We start from the raw sequence: 24,699 nt of genomic DNA on the forward strand, positions 1-24,699 counted from the left end.
AAGACAAGGCTCAGCGACACCCTGCTGATGACAACGGAGGAACCGCAATGTCACAAGATCCATTCCTGGAACGAGAAGCAGAAAAATATGAATCCCCCATCCCGAGCCGTGAATACATTCTGGCCCATCTGGCGAAACGTGAAACGCCGGCCAGCCGCGAAGAGCTGGCCAAAGAGCTGGGGCTAAGCGGCGAAGAGCCGCTGGAAGCGTTGCGCCGCCGCCTGCGCGCGATGGAGCGTGACGGTCAGTTAATCTTTACCCGCCGCCAGTGCTATGCATTGCCGGAACGCCTGGACCTGCTGCGCGGCACCGTCATCGGCCACCGCGACGGCTATGGTTTCCTGCGCATCGAAGGCAGCAAGGATGACCTGTATCTTTCCGCCGAGCAGATGAAAATGGCGATCCACGGCGACGTGGTGCTGGCGCAGGCGCTGGGCGCCGATCGCAAGGGCCGCCGCGAGGCGCGCATCGTGCGCGTGCTGGTGCCGAAGACCAGCCAGATCGTCGGCCGCTTCTTCATGGACGCCGGCACCGGCTTTGTGGTGCCCGACGACAGCCGCCTGAGCTTCGATATCCTGATCCCGGCCGAGGCCGTCAGCGGCGCGCGCATGGGCTACATGGTGGTGGTGGAGCTGACCCAGCGTCCGACCCGCCGCACCAAGGCGGTCGGCAAGATCGTCGAAATCCTCGGCGACAAGATGGGCACCAGCATGGCGGTGGACATCGCGCTGCGCACCCATGAGATCCCGCATACCTGGCCGCCGCAGGTGGAAAAGCAGGTGGCCGATCTCAGCGAGCAGGTGCCTGAAGCGGCCAAGAAAGGCCGCGTCGATCTGCGCAAGCTGCCGCTGGTGACCATCGACGGCGAAGACGCGCGCGACTTCGATGACGCGGTGTACTGCGAGAAAAAACGCGGCGGCGGCTGGCGCCTGTGGGTGGCCATCGCCGACGTCAGCTACTACGTGCGCCCGCGCACCGCGCTGGATGACGAAGCGCGCAACCGCGGCACCTCGGTGTATTTCCCGTCGCAGGTGATCCCGATGCTGCCGGAAGTGCTGTCCAACGGCCTGTGTTCCCTGAACCCGCAGGTCGATCGCCTGTGCATGGTGTGCGAGATGACCATCTCCGCCCAGGGGCGCCTGTCGACGGCCAAGTTCTACGAAGCGGTGATGAGTTCCCACGCGCGTTTGACCTACAACAAGGTGTGGCACATTCTGCAGGGCGATCAGGAGCTGCGTGAGCATTATCACCCGCTGGTCAAGCACCTGGAAGAGCTGCATACGATGTACAAGGTGCTGGATAAGGCGCGCGCCGAGCGCGGCGGCATCGCCTTCGAAACCGAAGAGGCCAAGTTCATCTTCAACGCCGAACGCCGCATCGAGCGCGTCGAGCCGACGGTGCGCAACGACGCCCACAAGCTGATCGAAGAATGCATGATCATGGCCAACGTCGCGGCGGCGCGCTTCGTCGAGAAGAATAACGAGCCGGCGCTGTATCGCGTGCACGATCGCCCAAGCGACGATCATATCTCCGCGCTGCGCAGCGTGCTGAGCGAATTGGGCCTGACGCTGGGCGGCGGCAACAAGCCGCAACCGAAAGATTACGCCACCCTGATGGACGAAGTGTCCGAACGTCCCGATCATGAAATGTTGCAGACCATGCTGCTGCGTTCGATGAAGCAGGCGATTTACGATCCGGAAAACCGCGGCCACTTTGGTCTGGCGCTGGCCTCTTATGGCCACTTTACCTCGCCAATCCGCCGTTACCCGGACCTGGCGCTGCACCGCGCCATCAAATACCTGCTGGCCAAAGAGCACGGCCAGCCGAAAGAGCGCTGGACGCCGACCGGCGGCTGGCACAGCGAGTTCGAAGAAATGCTGCAGCTGGGCGAGCACTGTTCGATGGCCGAACGCCGCGCCGACGAAGCGACGCGCAACGTCGCCGACTGGCTGAAGTGTGACTTTATGCAGGATCACGTCGGGGAAGTGTTCAACGGCATCATCGCCAGCGTCACCGGCTTCGGCTTCTTCGTGCGCCTGAACGATCTGTTTATCGACGGCCTGGTGCACGTTTCGTCGCTGGATAACGATTACTATCGCTACGATAATATCGGCCAGCGTCTGATCGGCGAATCCTCAGGCATGGTTTATCGCCTGGGCGATACGGTGGAAATCCGCGTTGAAGCGGTGCATATGGACGAGCGCAAAATCGATTTCGCGTTGGTTTCCAGCACCCGCAAACCGCGTGGCGAAGGCAAAACCGAGCGCGATCGCGCCAAGAACGGCGGGCAGCGTACCCTGCGCGACGGGGCCGGCGCCGGCCGCGGCCAGGCGCAACGCAAGCGCCGCGGCGGCAAGCCGCCGGCCAATTTCGAGCCGGACAGCGCGTTCCGCAAAGACGGCGACAAACCCGCCGACAAGGTGAAGAAGGACAAAAAGGCGAAAGCCAAGAAACCGTCCGACAAAACCCGGAAGATAGCGGCGGCGACCAAAGCCAAGCGCGCGTCCAAGAAGAAAGGTGCCGAGCAGGCCTGACCTGCGGCACCTCATTATCACCGGCTGGCAACCGCCAGCCGCACAGTTAAAAGAGCATCATGAGCGAAATTATTTACGGCATCCACGCCGTCAAAGCCCTGTTAGAGCGCGACCCGCAACGCTTCCTGGAAGTGTTTATCCTCAAGGGGCGCGACGATCGCCGCCTGCAGCCGCTGATCGCCGAACTGGAAGCCACCGGCATCGTCATCCAGGTGGCAAACCGCCAATGGCTGGATGAGAAGGTCGAAGGCGCAGTGCACCAAGGGATTATCGCCCGGGTGCGCGAGGGGCGGCAGTACCAGGAAAACGACCTGCCGACGCTGCTGGAAAGCGTTGATACGCCGTTCCTGCTGGTGCTGGATGGCGTAACCGACCCGCATAACCTCGGCGCCTGCCTGCGCAGCGCCGACGCCGCCGGCGTGCACGCGGTGATCGTGCCGCGCGACCGCTCCGCCCAGCTGAACGCCACCGCCAAAAAAGTGGCCTGCGGCGCGGCGGAGAACGTGCCGCTGATCCGCGTCACCAACCTGGCGCGCACCCTGCGCCTACTGCAGGAAATGAACGTCTGGGTGGTGGGCACCGCCGGCGAAGCCGACCATACGCTGTACCAGAGCAAAATGACCGGCCCGATGGCGCTGGTGATGGGGGCGGAAGGCGAAGGCATGCGCCGCCTGACGCGCGAGCACTGCGACGAGCTGATCAGCATCCCGATGGCCGGCACCGTCTCCTCGCTGAACGTCTCGGTCGCCACCGGCATTTGTCTGTTTGAAGCGGTGCGCCAGCGCAGCTGATTGACCGGCGGGGGCGTTTTCGTCCCCGCCAATCCGCCATCTTGTGATCCCGCCTCAGGCAGAAATCTCCCCACCGACCATAATTACCCCTGACGCTTTGATCGGGGAGCAAGACGATGGTCTGGACTACGCACACCGTGTTCAATCAACCCAAGCCGCTGGGCAACAGCAACCTGTTTCTTTCCGACACGCCGCTGCGCGAGGCGGTGCAGCGCGAACAGGCCGGCTGGGACGCCGACGTTCTGGCTTCGCTGGGCCAACAGCTCGGCACCCAGGAGTCGCTGGAGCTGGGGCGGCTGGCCAACGCCAATCCGCCGGAGCTGCTGCGTTACGACGCCACCGGCCAGCGGCTGGACGACGTTCGTTTCCATCCCGCCTGGCATATCCTGATGCAGGGGCTGATCGCCAACCGGGTGCATAACCTGCCGTGGCAGGAGGATGCGCGCATCGGCTCCTTCGTGGCGCGCGCCGCGCGCTTTATTTTGCACGCCCAGGTGGAGGCCGGCACCCTGTGCCCGGTTACCATGACCTTCGGCGCCACGCCGCTGCTGCAACAGGCGCTGCCGCCGGAATTTCACGCCTGGCTGACGCCGCTGTTGTCCGACCGCTACGACGCCCATTTGCTGCCGGGCGGGCAAAAACGCGGGCTGCTGATCGGTATGGGCATGACCGAAAAGCAGGGCGGTTCAGACGTGCTGAGCAATACCACCACCGCCGCGTCGCTGGGCGCGAGAGGGCCGGGGGAAGCCTACCGGCTGGTGGGGCATAAATGGTTTTTCTCGGTGCCGCAGAGCGATGCGCATCTGGTGCTGGCGCAGGCCGAGGGCGGTCTGTCCTGCTTCTTCCTGCCGCGTTTTCTGCCCGACGGCAACCGCAACGCCATCCGCCTCGAGCGGCTGAAGGATAAGCTTGGCAATCGCTCCAACGCCAGCGGTGAAGTGGAGTTTCAGGACGCCACCGCCTGGCTGCTGGGCGACGAAGGCGACGGCGTGCGGCATATCCTCAAAATGGGCGGCCTGACGCGTTTCGACTGTTCGCTGGGCAGCCATGGCCTGATGCGGCGCGGGCTGTCGGTGGCGCTGTACCACGCGCTGCAGCGGCAGGCGTTTGGCAAGACGCTGATTGAGCAGCCGCTGATGCGTCAGGTGCTGGCGCGCATGGCGCTGCGGCTGGAAGGGCACACCGCGCTGTTGTTCCGGCTGGCGCGCGCCTGGGAAAGCCGCGACAGCGAAGGGGAGCGGATTTACAGCCGTCTGCTGACGCCGGCCGCCAAATACAGCATCTGCCGCCAGGGGATGCCTTTTATCGCCGAGGCGATGGAGGTGCTGGGCGGCATCGGCTATTGCGAAGAGAGCGAACTGCCGCGTCTGTATCGCGAGATGCCGGTGAACAGCATTTGGGAGGGTTCCGGCAATATCATGTGCCTGGACGTGTTGCGCAGCCTGCACAAACTGCCTGGCGCGCTTGAAATGCTGCAGTTCGAGCTGCAGCCGGTGCGCGGCCAGAATCGGTTGTTTGACCATGCCTGGCGCCAGTGGCAGCAGCGCGCTCGCCAGCCGCGCGAGGAGATGGGGCGGTTGCTGACTCAACAGCTGTTCGACCTGTGCTGCGCCGCACAGCTGCTGCAGCACGCCAGCCCGCAGATCGCCGACGCCTGGTGCCATCTGACGCTGGATCACCGCGGCGAAAGCCCGCTGTCGGCCGAGGTCTGCGACCAGTTGCTAGGCCGCGCGATCGGCGGTTAGGGAAAACAGTGGCGCCCAGATGGGAAAACCTTTTTAATTCAGGCTATGACCCGCAAGGGCCTGTCACCCCGGACCAGGAAAATTAACATGGATATTCTCAGCGCGTTGGCGGCGTTCGCCTCGTATTTCTTCAGTGGCTTCGCCATGGTTTTGGTATTTCTGTTCGTCTACACCCGTATCACCCCGCATGATGAATGGGCGCTGATCAAGGCCGACAATCAGTCCGCCGCCTTGGCGTTCATCGGCGCCTGTCTGGGCTATGTGATCCCATTGGCCAGCGCGGCGATCAACTCGATCAGCCTGCTGGATTATCTGCTGTGGGGCGTGGTGGCGCTGGTGGTGCAGCTGCTGCTGTTTGCCGCGGTGAAGATCTACATGCCGCGCATCAGCGACAAGATCGAGGCGAACCACCTGGCCGCCGGCATCTTCCTGGGGGGCGTATCCGTCAGCGGCGGCGTATTGAATGCGGCCTGCATGAGCTACTAGAGATAAAGGATCGCCGAGGCATGCCAGCCGGGCTGGTGCGCCTGTTCCTCCATGCGCAGAATGCGGTAGTAGCTGGCGCCGTGTTCATCGGCTTTACGGGCAATGACCTGCTCCGCCTCCTGCGGCGAGCCGGGCAGATCGTTTAGGGTGATCTCGGCGATTTCGCTGAGCGGCGTAACGCGATCGGCGGGCGCCAGCTCGGCGGACTGCGCGCCGGCGCTGAGCAGCCCCATGGAGAGCAAGAGGGAGGTGAGTGCGGCGGAGCGTTTCATGGCGTTCCCCTTCGTCAGATCCTGAATCAAAACCCGCAGAATGCGGCATGTTGTTCAGCAGTGTGCCGCAATCAACTTCAGCCAGTGCAAAGCCAATGTAAATCTGCTTAAAACACCGCCGTCAACGGTACAGGATCGCCTGGGAATACCACTGGCCGGGCACGATGGTTTCGCTGTTCATGATGATCATGTAATAGCGCGCGCCGCTGGCGTTGGCCTTGCTCTGGATCGCCGCTTCCACGTCCATCGGGCTGCCGTAGACCAGGGCGCTGGTGGTGCCCATTTTGACCAGCTCGCCGGTTTGCGCGCGGGTGATCTCCTGCGCCTGAGCGGTGGGCGGCGGCGGCGGTTTGGGCGTGACGGTCATGATGCCGCAGGCCGACAGCAGGGCGGAAAGCGTCAGGACGGTAAACAGGCGGGAAAACGTCATGCAGACCTCGGGAAAGCCGGTTGTTATGGCTTCAGTGTAACGCAATATATGCTGGAACATATTGAGCTAACGCTCCCCCGCGCAAGTTTGCCATGATGGAGGCAAGAGGCTGCCGAGGATAAACGAATGATCGAAATACATGACGAACGGGTGGGTGACATTGCGGCTATCCATGCGGTGCCGGCGGGGCGCTGCCATCAGCCGCTGCCGACGGTGTTTTTCTACCACGGCTATACCTCATCGAAGGAGGTGTACGCCTACTTCGCCTATGCGCTGGCGCGCGTCGGTTTTCGCGTGGTGCTGCCGGACACCGACCAGCACGGCGAGCGTTTCGATGGTGATGAGCAGCGGCGGCTGGCCAGCTTCTGGGAGATCCTGCGCCGCAATATCGAGGAGCTGCCGGCCATCAAAACGCATTTTGAACGGCGTGGCCTGATCGCCGACGGGCGTATCGGCGTGGCCGGCGCCTCGATGGGCGGCATGACCACGCTGGGTAGCTTTGCGCGCTATCCGTGGATCAAGGCGGCCGCCAGCCTGATGGGGTCCGGCTATTACAGCTCGCTGGCGCAGACGCTGTTCCCGCCGTTGGGCCCACAAGGGCAGCCGCTGAGCGCGGCCGCCTTCCAGGCGCGCATCGCCGCGCTGGCGGAGTTCGGGCTGGAACAGCAGTTGGAAAAAATCGCCGATCGGCCGCTGTTGGTGTGGCATGGTGAAACGGATGACGTGGTGCCGGCGGCGGAAAGCCTGCGGCTGGCGACCGAGCTGCGCCAGCGCGGCTGGGACAGCCGGCTGACCTTCCTCAGCGAGCCGGACGTCAAGCATCGCATCACTCCGTGGGCGCTTGGGGCCACCGCCGATTTTTTCCAGCGGGTGCTGTAGCGGCAACGGAAAAGCCCCCTGCAGGCAGGGGGCCGATGATGGCTTACGCGTTTTAATTCGCCGCTTTTATCTGCGGCTCGTTTTCCCGGTGCCGGCAGGGCGTTTAACGGTACAGTTCTGCGCTGACATGTATTGTGCTGTTGTTGTTCGGCTCATGCAGGGCGATGATGCGGTAGGCGGTCGCCCCGCGCTGGTCGGCAAGCTTGCTCACCTGGCTGCTGGCGTCATCCGGCGACACCAGGTTCTGGTTCAGCGTCACGAAGCCGACGCTCTGCAACCCATCGGCCTGGTGCGAAGAGACCTCGGTGGCGGCCATGACGTTGGCGGAAAACAGTAAAGCAACGGCGGTGGCGAGGGTAATGCGTTTCATAGGTGCCTCTCTTAACTGTTTGCTTCAACGGCCTGACAGCGGGTGCCAGTGCAGCAAAAAGTTATTTATCTGCATTGAATAAGCTGAGATCTTTTTCGTCGCGCTGTCTGCGGCGGATAGGGTTAATTTTAGACCCTCGCGCAGGATTAAAAAGCGCGGGCTTTTGATGCGCTCATTCAAAATAAATGAAAAACATTTACGACTCGCCGATGATTTCATTGAAAGATTTTTGAAACTGATGGATCGGCATACATAGGTTTATCAGGCGGCAAATCGTGCTATTTCCACAGTCCGCTCTCATTCCCGTGAATAAATCCCACGCGGTCCTTGAGTTTCCCCCCCTGCGCCAGTATGATTACGCGTCATTTTTCAGCCGCACACTAAACACGTTCCTTGCTTCCATGGGCCGCGGTTGACCCTGACAGGAGGCTGAATAATCCGTAAGGAGCAATTCGATGCGTCATTACGAAATCGTTTTTATGGTCCATCCTGACCAAAGCGAACAGGTTCCGGGCATGATCGAGCGTTACAGTGCTACCATCACTAACGCGCAAGGTCAGATTCACCGTCTGGAAGACTGGGGCCGCCGTCAGCTGGCTTATCCGATCAACAAACTGCACAAAGCTCACTACGTTCTGCTGAACGTTGAAGCTCCGCAGGAAGCGATCGATGAGCTGGAAACTAACTTCCGCTTCAACGACGCCGTTATCCGCAGCATGGTTATGCGCGTTAAGCACGCGGTAACTGAAGCATCTCCGATGGTTAAAGCGAAAGACGAACGTCGTGGCGATCGCCGCGAAGACTTCGCTAACGAAACCGCAGATGATGCAGATGCTGGGGATTCTGAAGAGTAATTGCCGCCGTGACGGCTAATCGTCTGGTTTTGTCGGGCACCCTGTGCAAGGCGCCGGTTCGAAAAGTGAGTCCTTCCGGGATACCGCACTGCCAATTCGTGCTTGAGCACCGTTCGCAGCAGATGGAAGCCGGATTCAACAGGCAAGCATGGTGCCGAATGCCCGTGGTTGTCAGTGGACACCAGTCACAAGCACTAACTCAAAGATTAACGGTCGGCAGTCAGGTTACCGTGCAAGGCTTCGTAAGTTGCCATCAAGGGCGCAACGGGCTGAACAAACTGGTTCTGCATGCCGAGCAGATTGAATTGATAGATTCTGGAGACTAGCCAAATGGCACGTTATTTCCGTCGTCGCAAGTTCTGCCGTTTCACCGCGGAAGGCGTTCAAGAGATTGACTATAAAGACATCGCTACGCTGAAAAACTACATCACTGAAAGTGGTAAAATTGTACCGAGCCGTATCACCGGTACTCGTGCAAAATATCAGCGCCAGCTGGCCCGTGCTATCAAGCGCGCGCGCTACCTGTCTTTGTTGCCGTACACTGATCGTCATCAGTAATCGGCCACTGTCCATTAACGACTTTGAGAGGATAAGGTAATGCAAGTTATTCTGCTTGATAAAGTAGCAAACCTGGGCAGCCTGGGTGATCAAGTTAACGTTAAAGCGGGCTATGCCCGTAACTTCCTGGTACCACAGGGCAAAGCTGTTCCTGCTACCAAGAAAAACGTAGAGTTCTTCGAAGCACGCCGTGCTGAACTGGAAGCCAAACTGGCTGACGTTCTGGCTGCCGCTGAAGCTCGCGCAACCAAGATCAACGAACTGGCAACGGTCACCATCGCGTCTAAAGCAGGCGACGAAGGTAAACTGTTCGGCTCTATCGGCACCCGCGACATCGCTGACGCAGTTACTGCGGCAGGCGTTGAAGTTGCCAAGAGCGAAGTTCGTCTGCCGAACGGCGTTCTGCGTACCACCGGTGAGCACGAAGTGCACTTCCAGGTACACAGCGACGTGTTCGCACAGCTGAATGTAGTTGTGGTTCCAGAAGCGTAACAACGCGTCTGTTAACCAAGTTAAAACGCCAGCCTCGTGCTGGCGTTTTGCTTTTCTGCGCCCGGCGAAACGCGCTACCCTGTGGTTATCTGACCGGGGAGGGGGGATATGGCGACGATTATCTTGCAGCGGGTCTACGATTTCAGCGCGCCGGCGCCGGAACACTGCTACCTGATTGACCGGCTGTGGCCGCGCGGCGTCAGCAAGGAAAGGCTGAAGGGCGTGCAGTGGCTGAAAGCGGTGGCGCCGGATACCGAGTTGCGCCAGTGGTTTCATCAGCATTCCGACCAGTGGGAAGCGTTTGAACGGCGCTACCGGCGGCAGCTGGCGGAGAACGACGCCTGGCGGCCGCTGGCGGCGCTGTTGCGGCAGGGCCAATCGCTGACCCTGCTGTATGGCAGTAAAGACACCGAGCACAATCAGGGCGTGGTGCTGCGCGATTTTCTGCTGGCGCAGATTTAACGCTCGCGGCGATAGCTGCCGTCGGCCTGGCGGCGGAACAGCGCCTGGCTGTTATCGGCGGTGGTCACCGACAGCGCGCCGATCACGCCGTTGGCGTCGCGCTCGATGCGCACTTCCTGGCCGGCCTTCATATTGCTCAGCGGCTTGTCGTTGCCCTCGACCTGCGCCATGGCGAACACTTCATTCACCGGCAGGCCGTTGTCGCGGAACAGCTGCGCCAGCGTCTGGCCCGGCTGGATCTGATAGCGCTGCCAGTTGCCCGATGGCTCGGGCTCCGCGGCCGGCGGCGGCTCGCTGCCTTGCTGCGGCACGCCGTTGGCCTGCTGCGTGACCGGGAACGCCTGTTTCTCGGGCGAATAGGGCCACAGCAACGCCAGCAGCAGCATGGCGCCGAAGATAAGGGTCCAGCGGCGATGAAAATAGGGCAGCGGCTCCATCCAGCCGAAGCCGTCCGGCAGGTGCCAGATCTTCAGCAGTAACGCTTTGATTCCCTGTCCTTTGCCGTTCACCGGCGGTTGCTCTGATTCCGGATCTGCCGCCTCTGGCGCGGCGCCAGGTTTCAGGCGTTGGCTGACGTTCAGCCAGGTACGCAGCAACGGCTGGTAGATGCGGGTGGTTTTCCTTCTCCTGGGCGAGATTCTGCCCATGGTGACCTCTCTTCAACGGCGTAAAAATAACACGATACAAAAGGCTGTACCGTCGGCCCGGTTTCCTGCTTTCAGTATAGTCCGCTAACTGATTGAAGTGAAAGGCGGCTGCGTTTCAACGCCGGCGGCGGTGGGCTTTGGGCCCGGGATCGCGGCTAGGGGCGTTAACAGAAGGTTATTGTTTCTTTTTCTACGACAAAAGTCATCATTCTCCACACAAGATTTTACCCGGCTTTCCCGCGCTGTTATGCTGCGCTTTCGACTTTTTAGAGACTTAAGGAAAACCCCATGACAACCCCTTCTTTTGACAGCGTTGAAGCGCAAGCAAGTTACGGGATCGGTTTACAGGTCGGTCAGCAGTTGCAAGAGTCCGGTCTGGAAGGTTTGCAACCGGAAGCTTTGCTGGCGGGTTTGCGTGACGCGCTGGAAGGGAATGCCCCGGCGGTTCCGGTTGACGTGGTGCACCGTGCGCTGCGTGAGATCCACGAACGTGCGGACGCCGTGCGTCGTGAGCGCCAGCAGGCGATGGCCGTTGAAGGCCAGCAGTTCCTGGACGAAAACGCCAAGCGTGATGACGTGACGCTGACCGAGTCCGGCCTGCAGTTCTCCGTGCTGGAGCAGGGCAATGGCCCAATTCCGTCCCGTCAGGACCGCGTGCGCGTGCACTACACCGGCCGTCTGATCAACGGCGACGTGTTCGACAGCTCCGTAGAGCGCGGCCAGCCGGCGGAATTCCCGGTTAGCGGCGTGATCCCGGGCTGGATCGAAGCGCTGACCCTGATGCCGGTCGGCTCCAAATGGCAGCTGTACATCCCGCACACCCTGGCCTACGGCGAGCGTGGCGCCGGCGCCTCCATCCCGCCATTCAGCGCGCTGGTGTTTGACGTCGAACTGCTGGAAATTCTGTAATCCATCACGGCAGTGATAAGGGCGCCTCTCGGCGCCCTGATTGTTTACTTCTTCTGTAAATCTATCCGATATACCGCAAAACCGATGCTGTCGTTGCCTTCAGCCTTCATCGGGTATTGTGCGTGTTGCTTGATAAACGCCGTCGCCTGGTCTGAAGGCGACGTCTCGAAGCGAATATCGAGCGGCTGTTCGCTGCTGAAGCTGGCCAGGCGCCAATTATTGTCGGCCTGCGGTTGCACCGCACCGCGCCGTTTGGTCTCCGCGCTGATATAGGCCGCCAGCACCGAACGGTTTTCGTCCGGCGAAGCGAAGGCGATGTGCTGGTCGCCGGTGCCGGCGAACTTGCCGCCGTAGGCGCGGTAGTTATTGGTGGCGACCAGGAAGGTGGCCTTCGGATCGATAGGCTTGCCGTTGAAGGTCAGCTGCTTGATGCGCTCGGCTTTGTCGTTGATCAACTGGCACTCGCCGTCGTAGCGCGCCGGCTGGCTGACGTCGATCTGGTAATTCACCCCGTCGATCACGTCGAAGTTGTAGGTGCGGAAGCCGTCCCAGTTAATCAGGCCCTGCGGCTGGCCGCTGTTGACGTCGATCTGATTGAACTGCCCGGCGGAGCACTCCAGCCATTCTTTCACCTCTTTGCCGCTGGCTTTCACCACCACCAGGGTATTGGGGTAGAGATAGAGATCGGCGGCGTTGCGGAAGGTCAGCCGGCCTTTTTCCACTTCGACGAAGCTGGCGGGATCGTTTTTGCGCCCGCCGACCTTGAACGGCGCGGCGGCCGACAGCACCGGCAGGTCCGCCAGATCCGGATCGCCCTGAATATAGTGCTCGACGTAGGCTTTCTGGGCGTTATTGACGATCTGGACCGTCGGGTCGTCCTGCACCAGCGCCAGGTAGCTGTACATGTTGCCGTCAGACTTGCCGACCGGCTGGCTGACGAATTCGCGGGTGCCCTGGTGGGCGTCGGCCAGTACCTTCACCAGCGCGGCATCTTCCGCCGCCAGCGATTTCTTGTGTTCCTTGTCGTAAATCGGCCGGGCTTCCGCTTTGGCGCCGGTCACCTTCCAGCTGCCGGAATCGTTGCTCAACTGCAGGTCGACCACGCCGAGGTGATCGCCCCACTGGCCCGGCATCACCGCCGGCACGCCGTTCAGCAAGCCTTGGTCGATATCTGCGCCCTTGATGTTGGCGAAGTCTTTGCTCGGGAAGACCGCATGGGCGTGGCCGAACATGATGGCGTCGATGCCCGGCACCTGGCTGAGGTAGTACACCGAGTTTTCCGCCATCGCTTTATAGGGGTCGCTGGACAGGCCCGAGTGCGGGATCGCCACCACCAGGTCGGCGCCCTGCTTGCGCATTTCCGGCAGGTAGCGTTTGGCGGTTTCGGTGATGTCGTTGACCGTCACCTTGCCCTGCAGGTTAGCCTTGTCCCACACCAGGATCTGCGGCGGCACAAAGCCGATATAGCCGATGCGCAGCGTATGTGCTTTGCCGTCACGGTCTTTTACCGGGGTATCGACGATAATGTAGGGGGTGAACAGCGGCTTTTGCGTTTGGGCGTCGATGACGTTGGCGTTGACGTAGGGGAATTTGGCGCCGGCGATGGCGTTCTTCAGGTAGTCGAGCCCGTAGTTGAACTCATGGTTGCCGATATTGCCGACCACGTAATCCAGCGTATTCATCGCCTGGTATACCGGATGCACGTCGCCCGGTTTCAGCCCGCTGGCCGCCATGTAGTCGCCCAGCGGGCTGCCCTGAATGATGTCGCCGTTATCCACCAGCACCGCGTTGGCGGCCTGTTGGCGGGCCTGCTGGATCAGGCTGGCGGTGCGCACCAGGCCGAACTTGTCGGTCGGCTTATCCTTGTAGTAATCGAAGTCCATCATGTTGCTGTGCAGGTCGGTGGTTTCCAGCACGCGCAGGTCGACGGTCGCCGCCTGCGCCGAAGCGCAAACCAGCAGAGCGAGGGCGGACAACGTCAGCGGACGCTTGATCATTTTTGACTCTCTCCATTCCATTATTCGAGTGTTATCGCAGAGGGAAATGTAATTAACATTGGTTGCCACAGTAAACTGTGAAGTGTGGCAGAAAATGGCCGGATGTAACGCGGGTAAGTTCACAGTTGTGTGGAACAAGACCTGAGCAATTACCGTAGGTTAGCCAGTTGAGATGGATATTCGGCGTAAAAAAAACTAGTCTGCTAGCAGAGACAGGGGGAAATTTCCCACGGAACTGCGTATCTGAGGTGCATGATGTTAGAGCAAATTTGCCAACTGTCCCGCGAGGCGGGGGCGGCGATCATGGCGGTGTATGACGGTGAACAACCGCTTGATGTCGCACAGAAAAAAGACGATTCACCGGTAACGGCAGCCGATCTGGCGGCGCATCATATCATCAAGCGCGGCCTGGCGGCGTTGACGCCGGAGGTGCCGCTGCTGTCGGAGGAGGATCCGCCGGCCTGGGAAGAGCGCCAGAGCTGGACGCGTTACTGGCTGGTCGACCCGCTGGACGGCACCAAGGAGTTCCTGCACCGCAACGGCGAGTTTACCGTCAACATCGCGCTGATTGAGCACGGCGAGGCGGTGATGGGGGTGGTGTATGCGCCGGCGATAGACGTGCTGTATCTGGCGGAGCGCGGCAAGGCCTGGAAGGAAGAAAAGGGGCAGCGCCAGCCGATCGCCGTCAGCAATGCGCAACCGCCGCTGGTGGTGGTGAGCCGCTCGCACATCGACGATGAGCTGAAGGACTACCTGAAGCAGCTTGGCGAGCACCAGACCATTTCGGTCGGCTCTTCCCTGAAATTCTGCCTGGTGGCGGAAGGCAAGGCGCAGCTCTATCCGCGCTTTGGGCCGACCAATATCTGGGATACCGCCGCAGGGCATGCGGTGGCGGTGGCCGCCGGGGCGCAGATCCACGATTGGCAGGGCCGGCCGTTGCTGTACGCCCCGCGTGAATCTTTCCTCAACCCCGGCTTCCGGGTTTCGCTGTTCTGAGTTAGTTCGCCAACAGCTGGTGCAGCTTGGTCATGACCTGCTGCACCTCTTCCGGCGTCAGCGCGCCGTCTTTGGCGAACTGGATCCTGCCCTGCTTATCCAATACCACAATGGTGGAGCTTTTCGGCTGTAAATCCCAGGCTTTTTGCACGTTGCCGTTGCTGTCGACGACAAACTGCGACCACGGGAACTCTTTCTTGCTGTCTTCAATGCTGCTGCGTACGAACATCGCGGTGCCCAGCAGTGCATCGTCGGTGTTGACGATTGTCGTCGTTTGGTAACGATCCTGTGGTAGTTTAGCTTTCTTAATGGCTTCTATCAGCGGGTCGTTCATCTCCTTGGCGGAGCTGCGGCCGGCAATATGCTGTATAACTCGCACTTTTCCACTAAGTTGCGCGCTATTCCAGTTTTTGTAGCTAAAATTATCATTAGCATAATTTAACTCTCCTTTGTCGCTGACGCCGACCGGCGCCACGCGTTGCTGGAGCTGGAAGTTGTGCGCGGAGGCGAAAAGAGGGGCGAGCAGCAGGGATACCATCAGCATGTGTCTTTTTTTCATGCTTTCTCCTTGTAATGGGGGAAATAGTGCGACAGCACTCAACAGCCTAAAGCATAGGTTGTGATCAGAGGTCTGTCCTGTTAACCGGATCGCAGTTTTCCCCTCGTTCCGCTAATCACCAGATTTTGAAGGGATATACTGAAAACGTTATAAATTATCATATACAATTCTGTCAAAAAGTGTAAATCCAGCGTAGAAATCCGAGCGAAAATGAACGTTCTGGTCTTTACTGGGTCTACTACATGCAATCAAGTTGCGTTCTGAATTTCGAGGCTGCCACCTTGGCGGCTCGCTGAGCGCATGGATCAAACGGGAGGAGCGTAAAAGAATGAGAATCTTCCAGCGTTATAACCCATTGAAAGTGGCGAAGTACGTTAAGACCCTGTTTCGTGGCCGGCTGTATATCAAGGACGTGGGCGCGTTCGAATTCGACGAAGGAAAAATCCTGCTGCCGAAAATTCGCGACAAGCGCCACTTCAGCGTGATGTCAGAGGTCAACCGCCAGGTGCTGTTGCTGCAGTCCGAAATGGGATAAAGCCAGGCCTGAGCCGGTAAAAAAATGCGGCCCCGATGGGGCCGCTGATGTTTCTGCCGTATGGCCGTCAGGCCGGGACGTTCTCGTCCGGCGCCTTCGGCAGCGTGGCCGCCGGCTTGTCGCTCAGCCGGGTGACCAGCAGCTGGTCAATCTTGTAGCTGTCGATATCCACCACCTCAAACTTGTAGCCGGCGTATTTGACGAAGTCGGTGCGTTTGGGGATCTTGCGCAGCATATACATCATAAAGCCGCCGATGGTTTCGTAGTTGCCCGCCTGCGGGAACTCGTCGATATGCAGCACGCGCATCACGTCGTCGATCGGCGTGCCGCCTTCGATCAGCCATGAGCTCTCATCGCGCGCGACAATCTGCTCTTCCTGCCCCTGGCCGACCAGATCGCCCATCAGCGTAGTCATCACGTCGTTGAGCGTGATGATGCCCACCACCAGCGCATATTCGTTGAGGATCACGGCGAAGTCTTCGCCGGCGGTTTTAAAGCTTTCCAGCGCTTCCGACAGCGTCAGGGTATCCGGCACGATCAGCGCCGAACGGATCTGCACGCCGCTGCTCAGCACCAGGCTCTGGTTGCCCAGCACGCGGTTCAGCAGGTCTTTGGAATCGACGTAGCCGACCACCTGATCGATATGGCCGTCGCACACCAGGAACTTGGAGTGCGGGTGGGTCGAGACCTTCTCGATAATGCTCTCTTCGCTCTCGCGCAGGTCGAAGTACACCACGCTTTCACGCGAGGTCATGGAGGAAGGCACGGTGCGCGATTCCAGCTCGAAGACGTTCTCGATCAGCTCGTGCTCCTGCTTGCGCAGCACGCCCGCCAGGGCGCCGGCTTCCACCACCGCATAGATATCGTCGGAGGTGATGTCGTCCTTGCGCACCATCGGCAGTTTGAACAGGCGGAAGATCAGGTTGGCCATGCCGTTGAAGAACCACACCAGCGGCCGGAAAATCATGATCGAGAAACGCATCGGGTTGATGATCCGGACGGCGACCGTCTCTGGTGCAATCATACCGATGCGCTTCGGGGTCAAATCCGCGAACAGGATAAACAGGCTGGTGACCAGCACGAAGGAGCAGATAAAGCTGACCTGCTCCGCCAGTTCCGGCGAGAGGAAGCGGTCGAACAGCAGTTTGAAAGAGGGAGAAAAGGCCGCATCGCCGACGATACCGCCGAGAATGGCCACGGCGTTCAGGCCGATTTGCACCACGGTAAAGAACAGGCCGGGGGTTTCTTGCAGTTTGAGCACTTTGGCGGCATTGACGTTACCTTCGTCAGCCATCAGCTTCAGTTTGATCTTGCGTGACGCAGCCAGAGAGATTTCCGACAGTGAGAAAAACGCGCTCACCGCGATCAGAAAAAGAATCAGTAAAATACTGTTTAACATAATCTATCCATACGTGCCGACGGGATGACGGCGCTCTTGAGGAAGGGTAGTACATTGTAAAAAAAGAGTCGTAGGGGCGCGATACGCCGCGCCCGCCAGAGCTTTACCAAAAAGCGGGGCCGCAAATGCGACCCCGCACAGTATAGCAGTTGCCCCACAGGGGCCGCCAGCGGTTAAAAAATTGCCGCCGGCCAGCGGGTTAGCCCTGCGGCGGCAGGCAGACGCCGATGCCGCCCAGGCCGCAATAGCCTTCCGGATTTTTATGCAGATACTGCTGGTGATCGTCTTCGGCGTAGTAGAACGGCAGGGCCGGCGCGATCTCGGTGGTGATCGCGCGCCGGTCGCCCGCGGCGTCCATCGCCTGCTGGAAGCGCCGCAGGCTGTTTTCGGCTTCGGCCTGTTGCTCCGGGCTCAGCGTGTAAATCGCCGAGCGGTACTGCGTGCCGATGTCGCCGCCCTGACGCATGCCCTGCGCCGGATCGTGGTTTTCCCAGAATACCTGCAGCAGCTGCGGGTAGCTGACGACCTGCGGGTCGAACACCACGCGCACCACTTCGGCATGGCCGGTCTGGCCGCTGCACACTTCGCGGTAGGTCGGGTTCGGCGTAGAGCCGCCGCTGTAGCCGGCTGCGGTGCTGTAAACGCCCGGCTGTTGCCAGAACAGACGCTCTACGCCCCAGAAGCAGCCCATGGCGAAGATCGCCACTTCCATGCCGTCCGGCACCTGGGTCATCGAATGCTCGGTAACCACGTTGAGCGTGGCGACCGGCATAGGCGTGGTGCGGCCTGGCAGCGCGCTCGCCGGGTCGACGGTTTGTGATTTATCAAAAAATGGCACCACGGTTGTCTCCTGTTGTCACAGTAAGAATTGACGCAAGTCGGGGCGGTTCGGTTGTATCTAACCGCGTCTTTGCCCACAATAAGCGGCATATTGGATTTAGCATAAGCTTAACGCAGTATTTTGAGCGCCAAAAGTGAAGAATGCGCCCGATGAACGGTGAGAGTCAAACCGTCGCGGGCCGCGTCTGGAATAAGGTTGAAGAGGGCTGCCGTCCTGATAGCGCGGAGTCTGCCCTGGCCCCAGAGCGAACACCATTTACAGGAAAGTAAAATAAATAAGGAGAACGCGTGCCACGATACCCGGTCATGTGCTTGTTATCTGTGCTGCTTGCGGCTCCTGCGGCGTACGCGGCGAATGTGCGTCTGCAGGTGGAAGGTCTTAGCGGGGAACTGGAAAAAAACGTCCGGGTGCGGCTGTCGTCGATCACCCCCGAAGAGGTCGGCACCGACGGCCGCTTCCGCGCGCGCGTGGACGAAGCGGTGCGCCAGGGGCTGCGGGCGCTCGGCTACTATGAGCCGACCATCAACTTCACGCTCGACAACCGGCCCGGCCTTTCGCGCCCGGTGCTGCACGCCAAGGTGGATCCGGGCGAACCGGTGCGCATCGCCGGCGCCAACATCGTGCTGCGCGGCGGCGCCCGCACCGACGAAGATTACCAGACGCTGGTCAAAAAGGGCCGGCCGACCATCGGCGAGATCCTCAATCACGGCAAGTACGACAGCTTTAAGGGATCGCTGAGCGGCCTGGCGCTGCGCAAGGGCTATTTCGACGCCGATATGGCCAAGAGCCAGCTCGGCGTTGCCGAAGAGCTGCACAAGGCCTTTTGGGATATCGACTTCAACAGCGGCGAGCGCTATCGCTTCGGCAAGGTAAAGTTCGAAGGGTCGCAAATTCGCGAAGACTATCTGCAAAATCTGGTGCCCTTTCATCAGGGGGATTATTACAGCTCGGAGGATTTGGCCGAGCTGAACCGGCGTTTGTCCGCCACCAACTGGTTCAACTCGGTGGTGGTGTCGCCTGATTTCAAAGATGCCAAAGAGAACAAGATTTTGCCGCTAGAGGCGCTGGTGACGCCGCGCACCCGCAACACCATCGAAACCGGGGTCGGCTATTCCACCGACGTCGGCCCGCGGGTCAAGGGCACCTGGAAAAAACCGTGGCTCAACGATCGCGGCCACAGCCTGGAAACCAGCGCCAGCATTTCGGCGCCGGAGCAGCAACTGGATCTGACCTATAAGATCCCGCTGCTGAAGAACCCGCTGGAACAGTATTACCTGCTGCAGGGCGGCTTCAAGAACGTCGATCTCAACGACACCAAATCCGTCACGTCCAAAGTGGTGGCGTCGCGCAACTGGGATCTCTCCAGCGGCTGGCAACGGGCGTTGAACCTGACCTGGCGTTGGGACCACTTTACCCAGGGCACCGTCACCAACACCACCATGCTGCTGTATCCCGGCGTCAGCATCAACCGCACCCGCTCGCGCGGCGGCCTGATGCCGACCTGGGGCGACAGCCAGCGTTACTCCATCGATGTCTCCGACACCACCTGGGGCTCCGGGGTGGACTTTGCGCTGATGCAGGCGCAGAACGTGTGGATCCGCACCCTGGCCGACAAGCACCGTTTCGTGGCGCGCGGCCAGGTGGGCTGGATTGAAACCAACGACTTCGACAAGGTGCCGCCGGACCTGCGCTTCTTCGCCGGCGGTGACCGCAGCATCCGCGGTTATAAGTACAAGGGCATTTCGCCGCGCGACGACGACGGCAAGCTGACCGGCGCCTCCAAGATGATGACCGGCTCGCTGGAATACCAATACAACGTGACCGGCAAATGGTGGGGCGCGGTGTTCGTCGACTCGGGCGAGGCGGTGAACGATATCAAGCAAAGCAACTTCAAGACCGGCGCAGGCGTGGGCGTGCGCTGGCAGTCGCCGGTCGGCCCGGTGAAGCTGGATATCGCCGCGCCGGTGGGTGACAAGGAGACCCATGGCGTGCAGTTCTACATCGGTTTGGGGCCTGAACTATGAGCCTGGTGAAAAAGATTTGTCTCGGATCCCTGATCGTTCTGCTGTTGCTGATCGGCGGAGTCGCTTTCCTGCTGGGCACCACCAGCGGTTTGCATATGGTGATTAACGGCGCGGCGCGCTGGGTGCCGGGCCTGGATATCGCCGGCGTCAGCGGCGGCTGGCGCGATCTGACGCTGAAAGGCGTCAAATACCAGATGCCGGGCGTGACGGTAAATGCCGGGCAGTTCCACCTGTCGCTCGATCTGTCCTGCTTCAAGCGCAGCTCGCTGTGCGTCAATGCCCTGACCGCGCAGGACGTGGACGTGGTGGTGAAAACCAAAGAGATGGCGCCGTCTGCGCCGGTCGAGGAGACCAGCGAGCCGACCACCAATCTCAGCACGCCATACCCGATTACCCTGCGCATGCTGGCGTTGAACAACGTCAAGGTCAGCGTCGATGACACCGCGATTTCCCTGGGCGAGTTCCGCACCGGCGCCCAGTGGCAGGAACGCGCGCTGACCCTGATGCCGACCAAAATCAGCGCGCTGCTGATTGCCCTGCCGAAGACGCCGCAGAACCCCTTGCCGGAGGCGGTGCAGCCGGCGGTAGAGGTGGCGAAACAGGTTGGCGAGCAGGTCGACAAGGCGGCCAAACCGGCGCCGCAGCCGGCAGAACAGCCGCTGGGCGAAACGCTGAAAGCGCTGTTTGCCAAGCCGCTGCTGCCGGACCTGCCGGAAATTCGCTTGCCGTTGGATATCACCGTCAAGGAAATCAGCGGCGAACAGCTGCGCCTGACCGGCGATACCGAGGTGCTGATCACCCGCCTGCTGCTGCAGGCCAGCACCAAGGATCAACATATCCAACTGGATAATTTTGACGTCAAGTCGCCGCAGGGCACGCTGTCCGCACAGGGGCAGGCGACGCTGACCGGCGAGTGGCCGGTGAGCATGGTGGCCAACAGCACGCTGAACATCGATCCGCTGAAGGGCGAGAAGGTGAAGCTCAACGTCGGCGGCGGGCTGCGCGAAGAGCTGAAGGTGGCGCTCAACCTGTCCGGGCCGGTCGGCGCGCAGCTCGACGTACAGACGCGCCTGGCCGAGGCTGGCCTGCCGCTGGCGCTGACGCTGCAAAGCAAACAGCTGAAATGGCCGTTGAGCGGCGAATCGCAATATCAGGTCAATGATTTCCGCCTGCGCTTTAACGGCAAGGCGACCGACTACGCGTTGTCCACCCGCGCCAATATCAAGGGGCAGGACCTGCCGCCGGCGGTGCTGACGCTGGATGGCAAGGGCAATGTCGAACAGTTCAAGCTGGAGCGCCTGCGACTGGCCGCGCTGCAGGGCAATACCGACCTCACCGCGCTGGTGGACTGGAGCAAGGCCATCAGCTGGAATTCGCAGCTGACGCTGAGCGGCATCAACACCGCCAAACAATGGCCGGAATGGCCGGCCCGGCTCGACGGCAAAATCACCACCCGCGGCAGTTTGTACGGCGGCAGCTGGCAGCTGCAGGTGCCGGTGCTGCAGCTGGACGGCAACGTGAAGCAGAACAAGGTCACGGCGCGCGGTGCGCTGAGCGGCAACGCCGCCGGGCAGTGGAAGATACCCGGCATCGACCTGACGCTGGGGCGCAATCAGCTCAACGTCAAAGGCCAGCTGGATGAGAAAAGCTGGAACCTGGACGCCAATATCGACGCGCCGCATCTCGACGGCGCGCTGCCGGGCCTGGGCGGCACCGCCAAAGGGTTGGTCAAGCTGCGCGGCAACCTGCAGGCGCCGCAGGTGTTGGCCGACCTGACCGCCTCCGGCCTGCAATGGCAGGCGCTGCGCATCAACCGGGTGAAAATCGACGGCGACGTGCGCTCTACTGACCAGATCCAGGGGCAGCTGGCGGTGCGCGTTGAGCAGTTGAAGCAGGACGCGCTGGAGGTCAGCCTGCTGACCCTGGACGCCAAGGGCAGCGAGAAGCAGCATCAGCTGCAGCTGAAGATTGACGGCAAGCCGGTCTCCGGCCAGCTGGCGCTGCAGGGCAGCTTCGATCGCCAGCAACAGCGCTGGCGCGGCAACCTGAACAACACTCGCTTCGATACCCCGGTCGGCGAATGGCGCCTGACGCGCGCTATCGCGCTGGATTACCTGAATACCGCGCAGAAAATCAGCGTCGGGCCGCACTGCTGGCAGAACCCGAACGCCGAGCTGTGCGTGCCGAAAACCATCGAGGCCGGCCAGAGCGGCCAGGCCAGCGTGGTGCTTAACCGCTTCGATCTGGCGATGATCAAACCTTTCCTCGGCCCGGAAACCGCGCTGAGCGGCGTATTTACCGGCCGGGCCGACGTCAGTTGGAAACCGGGCGGCGCGCTGCCGGAGGCCAAGGTGTCGCTGGCCGGCAACGGCGTGAAGGTGGTGCAGCAGGTGCAGGGCAACGCGTTGCCGATCGCCTTCGACACCCTGACCCTCAACGCCGGGCTCAACAACGGCCGCGCACAGGCGGACTGGCTGATCAAGCTGACCAACAACGGTCAGTTCGACGGCAAGATCCAGGTGACCGATCCGCAGGTGCGGCGCGCTATCAGCGGCAACGTCAACATCGCCAATATCTCGCTGGCGATGATCAACCCGGCGCTGATGCAGGGCGAAAAGGCGGCGGGCATGCTGAACGCCAACCTGCGCCTGGGCGGCAGCGCGGAGAAACCGCTGGTGTTCGGCCGGCTGGCGCTGGACAAGGTGGATATCGACGGCCACTGGATGCCGTTCGACATGACCGACGGCCGGCTGGCGATCAATTTCAACGGCATGACCTCGACGCTGGAAGGATTGGTCAGCACCACCCGCGGCCAGCTTAACCTGGCGGGCGACGCCGACTGGCGCGACATCAACGCCTGGCGCGCGCGCATCGCCGCCAAGGGCGACAAGCTGCGGGTGACGGTGCCGCCGATGATCCGCATCGACGTGTCGCCGGATCTGGTGTTTGAAGCCACGCCGCAGCTGTTCTCGCTCAACGGTTCGGTGGATATTCCCTGGGCGCGCATCACGGTGCAGGAACTGCCGGAAAGCGCGGTGGGCGTCTCTTCCGACGAGGTGATGCTGGATGACCAACTGAAGCCGATCCAGCCGAAGACGGCGGGGATCCCGATCAACAGCAACCTGATGATCCACGTCGGCGACGATGTGCGGCTGGACGCCTTTGGCCTGAAGGCCAGGCTGAAGGGCGACCTGAAGGTGGTGCAGGACAAGCAGGGGCTGGGGCTCAATGGCCAGATTGACATCCCTTCCGGCCGCTTCCATGCTTATGGTCAGGATCTGATCGTTCGCAAGGGGCAACTGATGTTCTCCGGCCCGCCGGATCAGCCGCTGCTCAACATTGAGGCGATCCGTAACCCCGAATCGACCGAAGACGACGTGACCGCCGGGGTGCGCGTGACCGGCCTGGCGGATGCGCCCAAGCTTGAGGTGTTCTCGGATCCGGCCAAATCGCAGCAGGAAGCCTTGTCCTACCTGCTTCGCGGCCAGGGATTGAACAGCTCCGGCGCCGACGGCAACGCCATGACCTCAATGTTAATTGGCATGGGGGTTGCACAAAGTGGTCAACTTGTGGGTAAAATCGGCGAGGCGTTTGGCGTGAGTAATTTGGCCCTGGATACCCAGGGGGTTGGCGACAGCTCCCAGGTTGTCGTGAGCGGCTATGTTCTCCCAGGCTTACAAGTAAAATATGGGGTGGGCATTTTCGACTCGCTGGCCACGCTGACGTTGCGTTACCGCCTGATGCCTAAGTTGTATCTTGAAGCGGTGTCTGGTCTCGATCAGGCATTAGATTTGCTCTATCAGTTTGAGTTTTAGCGATGCGAATAATTGTCTACGGCAGTTTACGACGCAAACAGGGAAACAGCCATTGGATGACCAACGCCCAATGGCTCGGCGAGCATGAGCTCGAAGGCTATCAGATTTATAATCTGGGCCATTACCCGGCGGCGATCCCTGGAGAGGGCACGATACATTGCGAGGTGTATCGTATTAACTCATCGATTCTGGCAGAGCTGGACGAACTGAAAAGCAACACCAAGGACTATAAGCGCGAGCTGATTCAGACGCCTTATGGGAGTGCGTGGATCTACCTGTATAAACACAGCGTAGACGGTTACCCGCGGATCGACAGCGGTGATTGGCTGAAGCGTCTCGACGAAAAGTAATAAAAAAACACCGCTCACCGAGCGGTGTTTTTTCATCGGACGGCGGCAGGAATTACTTCTTGGCGGCGCGTTCGAAAGAGGCGATGATTTCCGCTTTAGCCGCGGCAGCGTCTGCCCAGCCTTCCACTTTCACCCATTTGCCTTTTTCCAGATCTTTATAGTGCTCGAAGAAGTGGGCGATCTGCGCTTTCAGCAGCTCCGGCAGGTCGTTCACATCTTTGATGTGATCGTATTCTTTGGTCAGCTTGCTGTGCGGAACGGCAACCAGCTTCGCATCTTCACCGGCTTCGTCGGTCATCTTCAGTACGCCAACCGGGCGGCAGCGGATCACGGAACCTGGCTGCAGCGGGTAAGGGGTCGGCACCAGCACGTCAACCGGATCACCGTCCAGAGACAGGGTGTGGTTGATGTAGCCGTAGTTGCACGGGTAGAACATCGCGGTGGACATGAAGCGGTCAACGAACAGCGCGCCGGTGTCCTTGTCGATTTCATATTTGATCGGATCGGCGTTGGCCGGGATTTCGATAACTACGTAGATGTCTTCCGGCAGGTCTTTGCCAGCGGGGACCAGGTTCAAGCTCATGTCGGTTTCCTTAATCTTCAAACCAGAAATGGAGTGGCGGCTATTATAGCGGACTCTTTTGCGATTTCCTGCCCTTTTCATCACCCGGAGCCCGGCCGGGGGCCATGGCGATAATTTCCAGATTAATCCACCGTCGGCGTGAAGTTTTCCCCGGGGATGCCGATAACTTCC

25 protein-coding genes are annotated in these 24,699 nt (G+C 60.6%); 16 read left to right on the plus strand and 9 right to left on the minus strand.

The window, feature by feature from the left end:
• Window positions 1-47: 47 nt before the first annotated feature.
• The 4 genes from rnr (at window position 48) to CKW09_RS02330 (ending at window position 5,556) form a co-directional block, all read left to right on the plus strand.
• On the plus strand, window positions 48-2,534 hold the full coding sequence (gene rnr, locus CKW09_RS02315) for a ribonuclease R (RefSeq protein WP_061799885.1): 2,487 nt from the start codon (window positions 48-50) through the stop codon (window positions 2,532-2,534).
• A gap of 59 nt (window positions 2,535-2,593) precedes the next feature.
• Window positions 2,594-3,325: a 23S rRNA (guanosine(2251)-2'-O)-methyltransferase RlmB gene (gene rlmB / locus CKW09_RS02320; RefSeq protein WP_095095420.1), complete on the plus strand. Its 732-nt coding sequence runs from the start codon at window positions 2,594-2,596 to the stop codon at window positions 3,323-3,325.
• A gap of 116 nt (window positions 3,326-3,441) precedes the next feature.
• Window positions 3,442-5,070, plus strand: a complete 1,629-nt coding sequence (locus CKW09_RS02325) for an isovaleryl-CoA dehydrogenase (RefSeq protein ID WP_095095423.1) — start codon at window positions 3,442-3,444, stop codon at window positions 5,068-5,070.
• A gap of 87 nt (window positions 5,071-5,157) precedes the next feature.
• The gene (locus CKW09_RS02330) at window positions 5,158-5,556 is read left to right on the plus strand and encodes a DUF350 domain-containing protein (protein ID WP_061799890.1); all 399 of its coding nucleotides are present in this window, start codon (window positions 5,158-5,160) and stop codon (window positions 5,554-5,556) included.
• Here the strand turns inward: CKW09_RS02330 and CKW09_RS02335 are convergent.
• Both CKW09_RS02335 and bsmA read right to left on the minus strand, forming a co-directional pair.
• Window positions 5,553-5,828 (minus strand): YdgH/BhsA/McbA family protein, encoded by a 276-nt coding sequence (locus CKW09_RS02335; protein ID WP_061799948.1) that lies wholly within the window; start codon window positions 5,826-5,828, stop codon window positions 5,553-5,555. The genes CKW09_RS02330 and CKW09_RS02335 overlap by 4 nt on opposite strands.
• Before the next feature lie 121 nt (window positions 5,829-5,949).
• Complete coding sequence (gene bsmA, locus CKW09_RS02340; protein WP_061799893.1) at window positions 5,950-6,258, minus strand: biofilm peroxide resistance protein BsmA; 309 nt, start codon at window positions 6,256-6,258, stop codon at window positions 5,950-5,952.
• Between the two features lie 126 nt (window positions 6,259-6,384).
• Here bsmA and yjfP point away from each other — a divergent pair, with 126 nt between their 5' ends.
• Window positions 6,385-7,137: an esterase gene (gene yjfP, locus CKW09_RS02345; protein ID WP_095095426.1), complete on the plus strand. Its 753-nt coding sequence runs from the start codon at window positions 6,385-6,387 to the stop codon at window positions 7,135-7,137.
• 103 nt (window positions 7,138-7,240) lie between these two features.
• On the opposite strand, the gene CKW09_RS02350 is transcribed toward yjfP, so the two are convergent.
• Window positions 7,241-7,507, minus strand: coding sequence for a YdgH/BhsA/McbA family protein (locus CKW09_RS02350; RefSeq protein WP_095095429.1), 267 nt, complete (start codon window positions 7,505-7,507; stop codon window positions 7,241-7,243).
• A 455-nt stretch (window positions 7,508-7,962) separates the two neighbouring features.
• On the opposite strand from CKW09_RS02350, the gene rpsF reads away from it, so the two are divergent.
• The 5 genes from rpsF (at window position 7,963) to CKW09_RS02375 (ending at window position 9,873) form a co-directional block, all read left to right on the plus strand.
• A complete protein-coding gene (gene rpsF, locus CKW09_RS02355; RefSeq protein WP_004933634.1) occupies window positions 7,963-8,361 on the plus strand; it encodes a 30S ribosomal protein S6 in 399 nt (132 codons plus the stop codon).
• A gap of 8 nt (window positions 8,362-8,369) precedes the next feature.
• Window positions 8,370-8,687, plus strand: coding sequence for a primosomal replication protein N (gene priB, locus CKW09_RS02360; RefSeq protein WP_073970356.1), 318 nt, complete (start codon window positions 8,370-8,372; stop codon window positions 8,685-8,687).
• Between the two features lie 4 nt (window positions 8,688-8,691).
• Window positions 8,692-8,919: a 30S ribosomal protein S18 gene (gene rpsR / locus CKW09_RS02365; RefSeq protein ID WP_000135199.1), complete on the plus strand. Its 228-nt coding sequence runs from the start codon at window positions 8,692-8,694 to the stop codon at window positions 8,917-8,919.
• 39 nt (window positions 8,920-8,958) lie between these two features.
• Window positions 8,959-9,411, plus strand: coding sequence for a 50S ribosomal protein L9 (gene rplI / locus CKW09_RS02370; protein WP_061799898.1), 453 nt, complete (start codon window positions 8,959-8,961; stop codon window positions 9,409-9,411).
• A 108-nt stretch (window positions 9,412-9,519) separates the two neighbouring features.
• A complete protein-coding gene (locus CKW09_RS02375; protein WP_061799899.1) occupies window positions 9,520-9,873 on the plus strand; it encodes a DUF488 domain-containing protein in 354 nt (117 codons plus the stop codon).
• Here the strand turns inward: CKW09_RS02375 and CKW09_RS02380 are convergent.
• Window positions 9,870-10,520 carry an OapA family protein gene (locus tag CKW09_RS02380; RefSeq protein ID WP_061799900.1) on the minus strand — a complete coding sequence of 217 codons (651 nt, stop codon included), beginning with the start codon at window positions 10,518-10,520 and terminating at the stop codon, window positions 9,870-9,872. The genes CKW09_RS02375 and CKW09_RS02380 overlap by 4 nt on opposite strands.
• 288 nt (window positions 10,521-10,808) lie before the next feature.
• Here CKW09_RS02380 and fklB point away from each other — a divergent pair, with 288 nt between their 5' ends.
• On the plus strand, window positions 10,809-11,429 hold the full coding sequence (fklB, locus tag CKW09_RS02385; RefSeq protein ID WP_061799901.1) for an FKBP-type peptidyl-prolyl cis-trans isomerase: 621 nt from the start codon (window positions 10,809-10,811) through the stop codon (window positions 11,427-11,429).
• A 44-nt stretch (window positions 11,430-11,473) separates the two neighbouring features.
• Here fklB and CKW09_RS02390 read toward each other — a convergent pair whose 3' ends face one another.
• Window positions 11,474-13,426 carry a bifunctional 2',3'-cyclic-nucleotide 2'-phosphodiesterase/3'-nucleotidase gene (locus CKW09_RS02390; RefSeq protein WP_095095432.1) on the minus strand — a complete coding sequence of 651 codons (1,953 nt, stop codon included), beginning with the start codon at window positions 13,424-13,426 and terminating at the stop codon, window positions 11,474-11,476.
• 255 nt (window positions 13,427-13,681) lie between these two features.
• Between CKW09_RS02390 and cysQ the strand changes: the two genes are divergently transcribed.
• Window positions 13,682-14,422, plus strand: a complete 741-nt coding sequence (cysQ, locus tag CKW09_RS02395) for a 3'(2'),5'-bisphosphate nucleotidase CysQ (protein ID WP_061799950.1) — start codon at window positions 13,682-13,684, stop codon at window positions 14,420-14,422.
• A gap of 1 nt (window position 14,423) precedes the next feature.
• On the opposite strand, the gene CKW09_RS02400 is transcribed toward cysQ, so the two are convergent.
• The gene (locus CKW09_RS02400) at window positions 14,424-14,981 is read right to left on the minus strand and encodes a YtfJ family protein (protein WP_061799904.1); all 558 of its coding nucleotides are present in this window, start codon (window positions 14,979-14,981) and stop codon (window positions 14,424-14,426) included.
• A 328-nt stretch (window positions 14,982-15,309) separates the two neighbouring features.
• Here CKW09_RS02400 and CKW09_RS02405 point away from each other — a divergent pair, with 328 nt between their 5' ends.
• Window positions 15,310-15,516, plus strand: coding sequence for a DUF1107 domain-containing protein (locus CKW09_RS02405; RefSeq protein WP_061799905.1), 207 nt, complete (start codon window positions 15,310-15,312; stop codon window positions 15,514-15,516).
• A 67-nt stretch (window positions 15,517-15,583) separates the two neighbouring features.
• Here CKW09_RS02405 and CKW09_RS02410 read toward each other — a convergent pair whose 3' ends face one another.
• Entirely contained in the window at window positions 15,584-16,915 is a 1,332-nt protein-coding gene (locus CKW09_RS02410) for a hemolysin family protein (RefSeq protein WP_061799906.1), read from the minus strand.
• A 199-nt stretch (window positions 16,916-17,114) separates the two neighbouring features.
• The gene (msrA, locus tag CKW09_RS02415; RefSeq protein ID WP_061799907.1) at window positions 17,115-17,756 is read right to left on the minus strand and encodes a peptide-methionine (S)-S-oxide reductase MsrA; all 642 of its coding nucleotides are present in this window, start codon (window positions 17,754-17,756) and stop codon (window positions 17,115-17,117) included.
• Window positions 17,757-18,043: 287 nt separating this feature from the next.
• Between msrA and tamA the strand changes: the two genes are divergently transcribed.
• The 3 genes from tamA to CKW09_RS02430 are packed head-to-tail and all read left to right on the plus strand — an operon-like array spanning window position 18,044 to window position 23,945.
• Window positions 18,044-19,780: an autotransporter assembly complex protein TamA gene (tamA, locus tag CKW09_RS02420; protein ID WP_061799908.1), complete on the plus strand. Its 1,737-nt coding sequence runs from the start codon at window positions 18,044-18,046 to the stop codon at window positions 19,778-19,780.
• A complete protein-coding gene (gene tamB / locus CKW09_RS02425; RefSeq protein ID WP_061799911.1) occupies window positions 19,777-23,595 on the plus strand; it encodes an autotransporter assembly complex protein TamB in 3,819 nt (1,272 codons plus the stop codon). The genes tamA and tamB overlap by 4 nt, the downstream gene beginning before the upstream one ends.
• Window positions 23,596-23,597: 2 nt before the next feature.
• Window positions 23,598-23,945, plus strand: a complete 348-nt coding sequence (locus CKW09_RS02430; protein WP_061799913.1) for a gamma-glutamylcyclotransferase family protein — start codon at window positions 23,598-23,600, stop codon at window positions 23,943-23,945.
• 52 nt (window positions 23,946-23,997) lie between these two features.
• Here the strand turns inward: CKW09_RS02430 and ppa are convergent, their stop codons facing one another.
• Entirely contained in the window at window positions 23,998-24,528 is a 531-nt protein-coding gene (gene ppa / locus CKW09_RS02435) for an inorganic diphosphatase (RefSeq protein ID WP_061799915.1), read from the minus strand.
• Between the last annotated feature and the right edge of the window lie 171 nt (window positions 24,529-24,699).

The sequence above is a fragment of the Serratia ficaria genome, assembly GCF_900187015.1.
Lineage (GTDB): Bacteria > Pseudomonadota > Gammaproteobacteria > Enterobacterales > Enterobacteriaceae > Serratia > Serratia ficaria.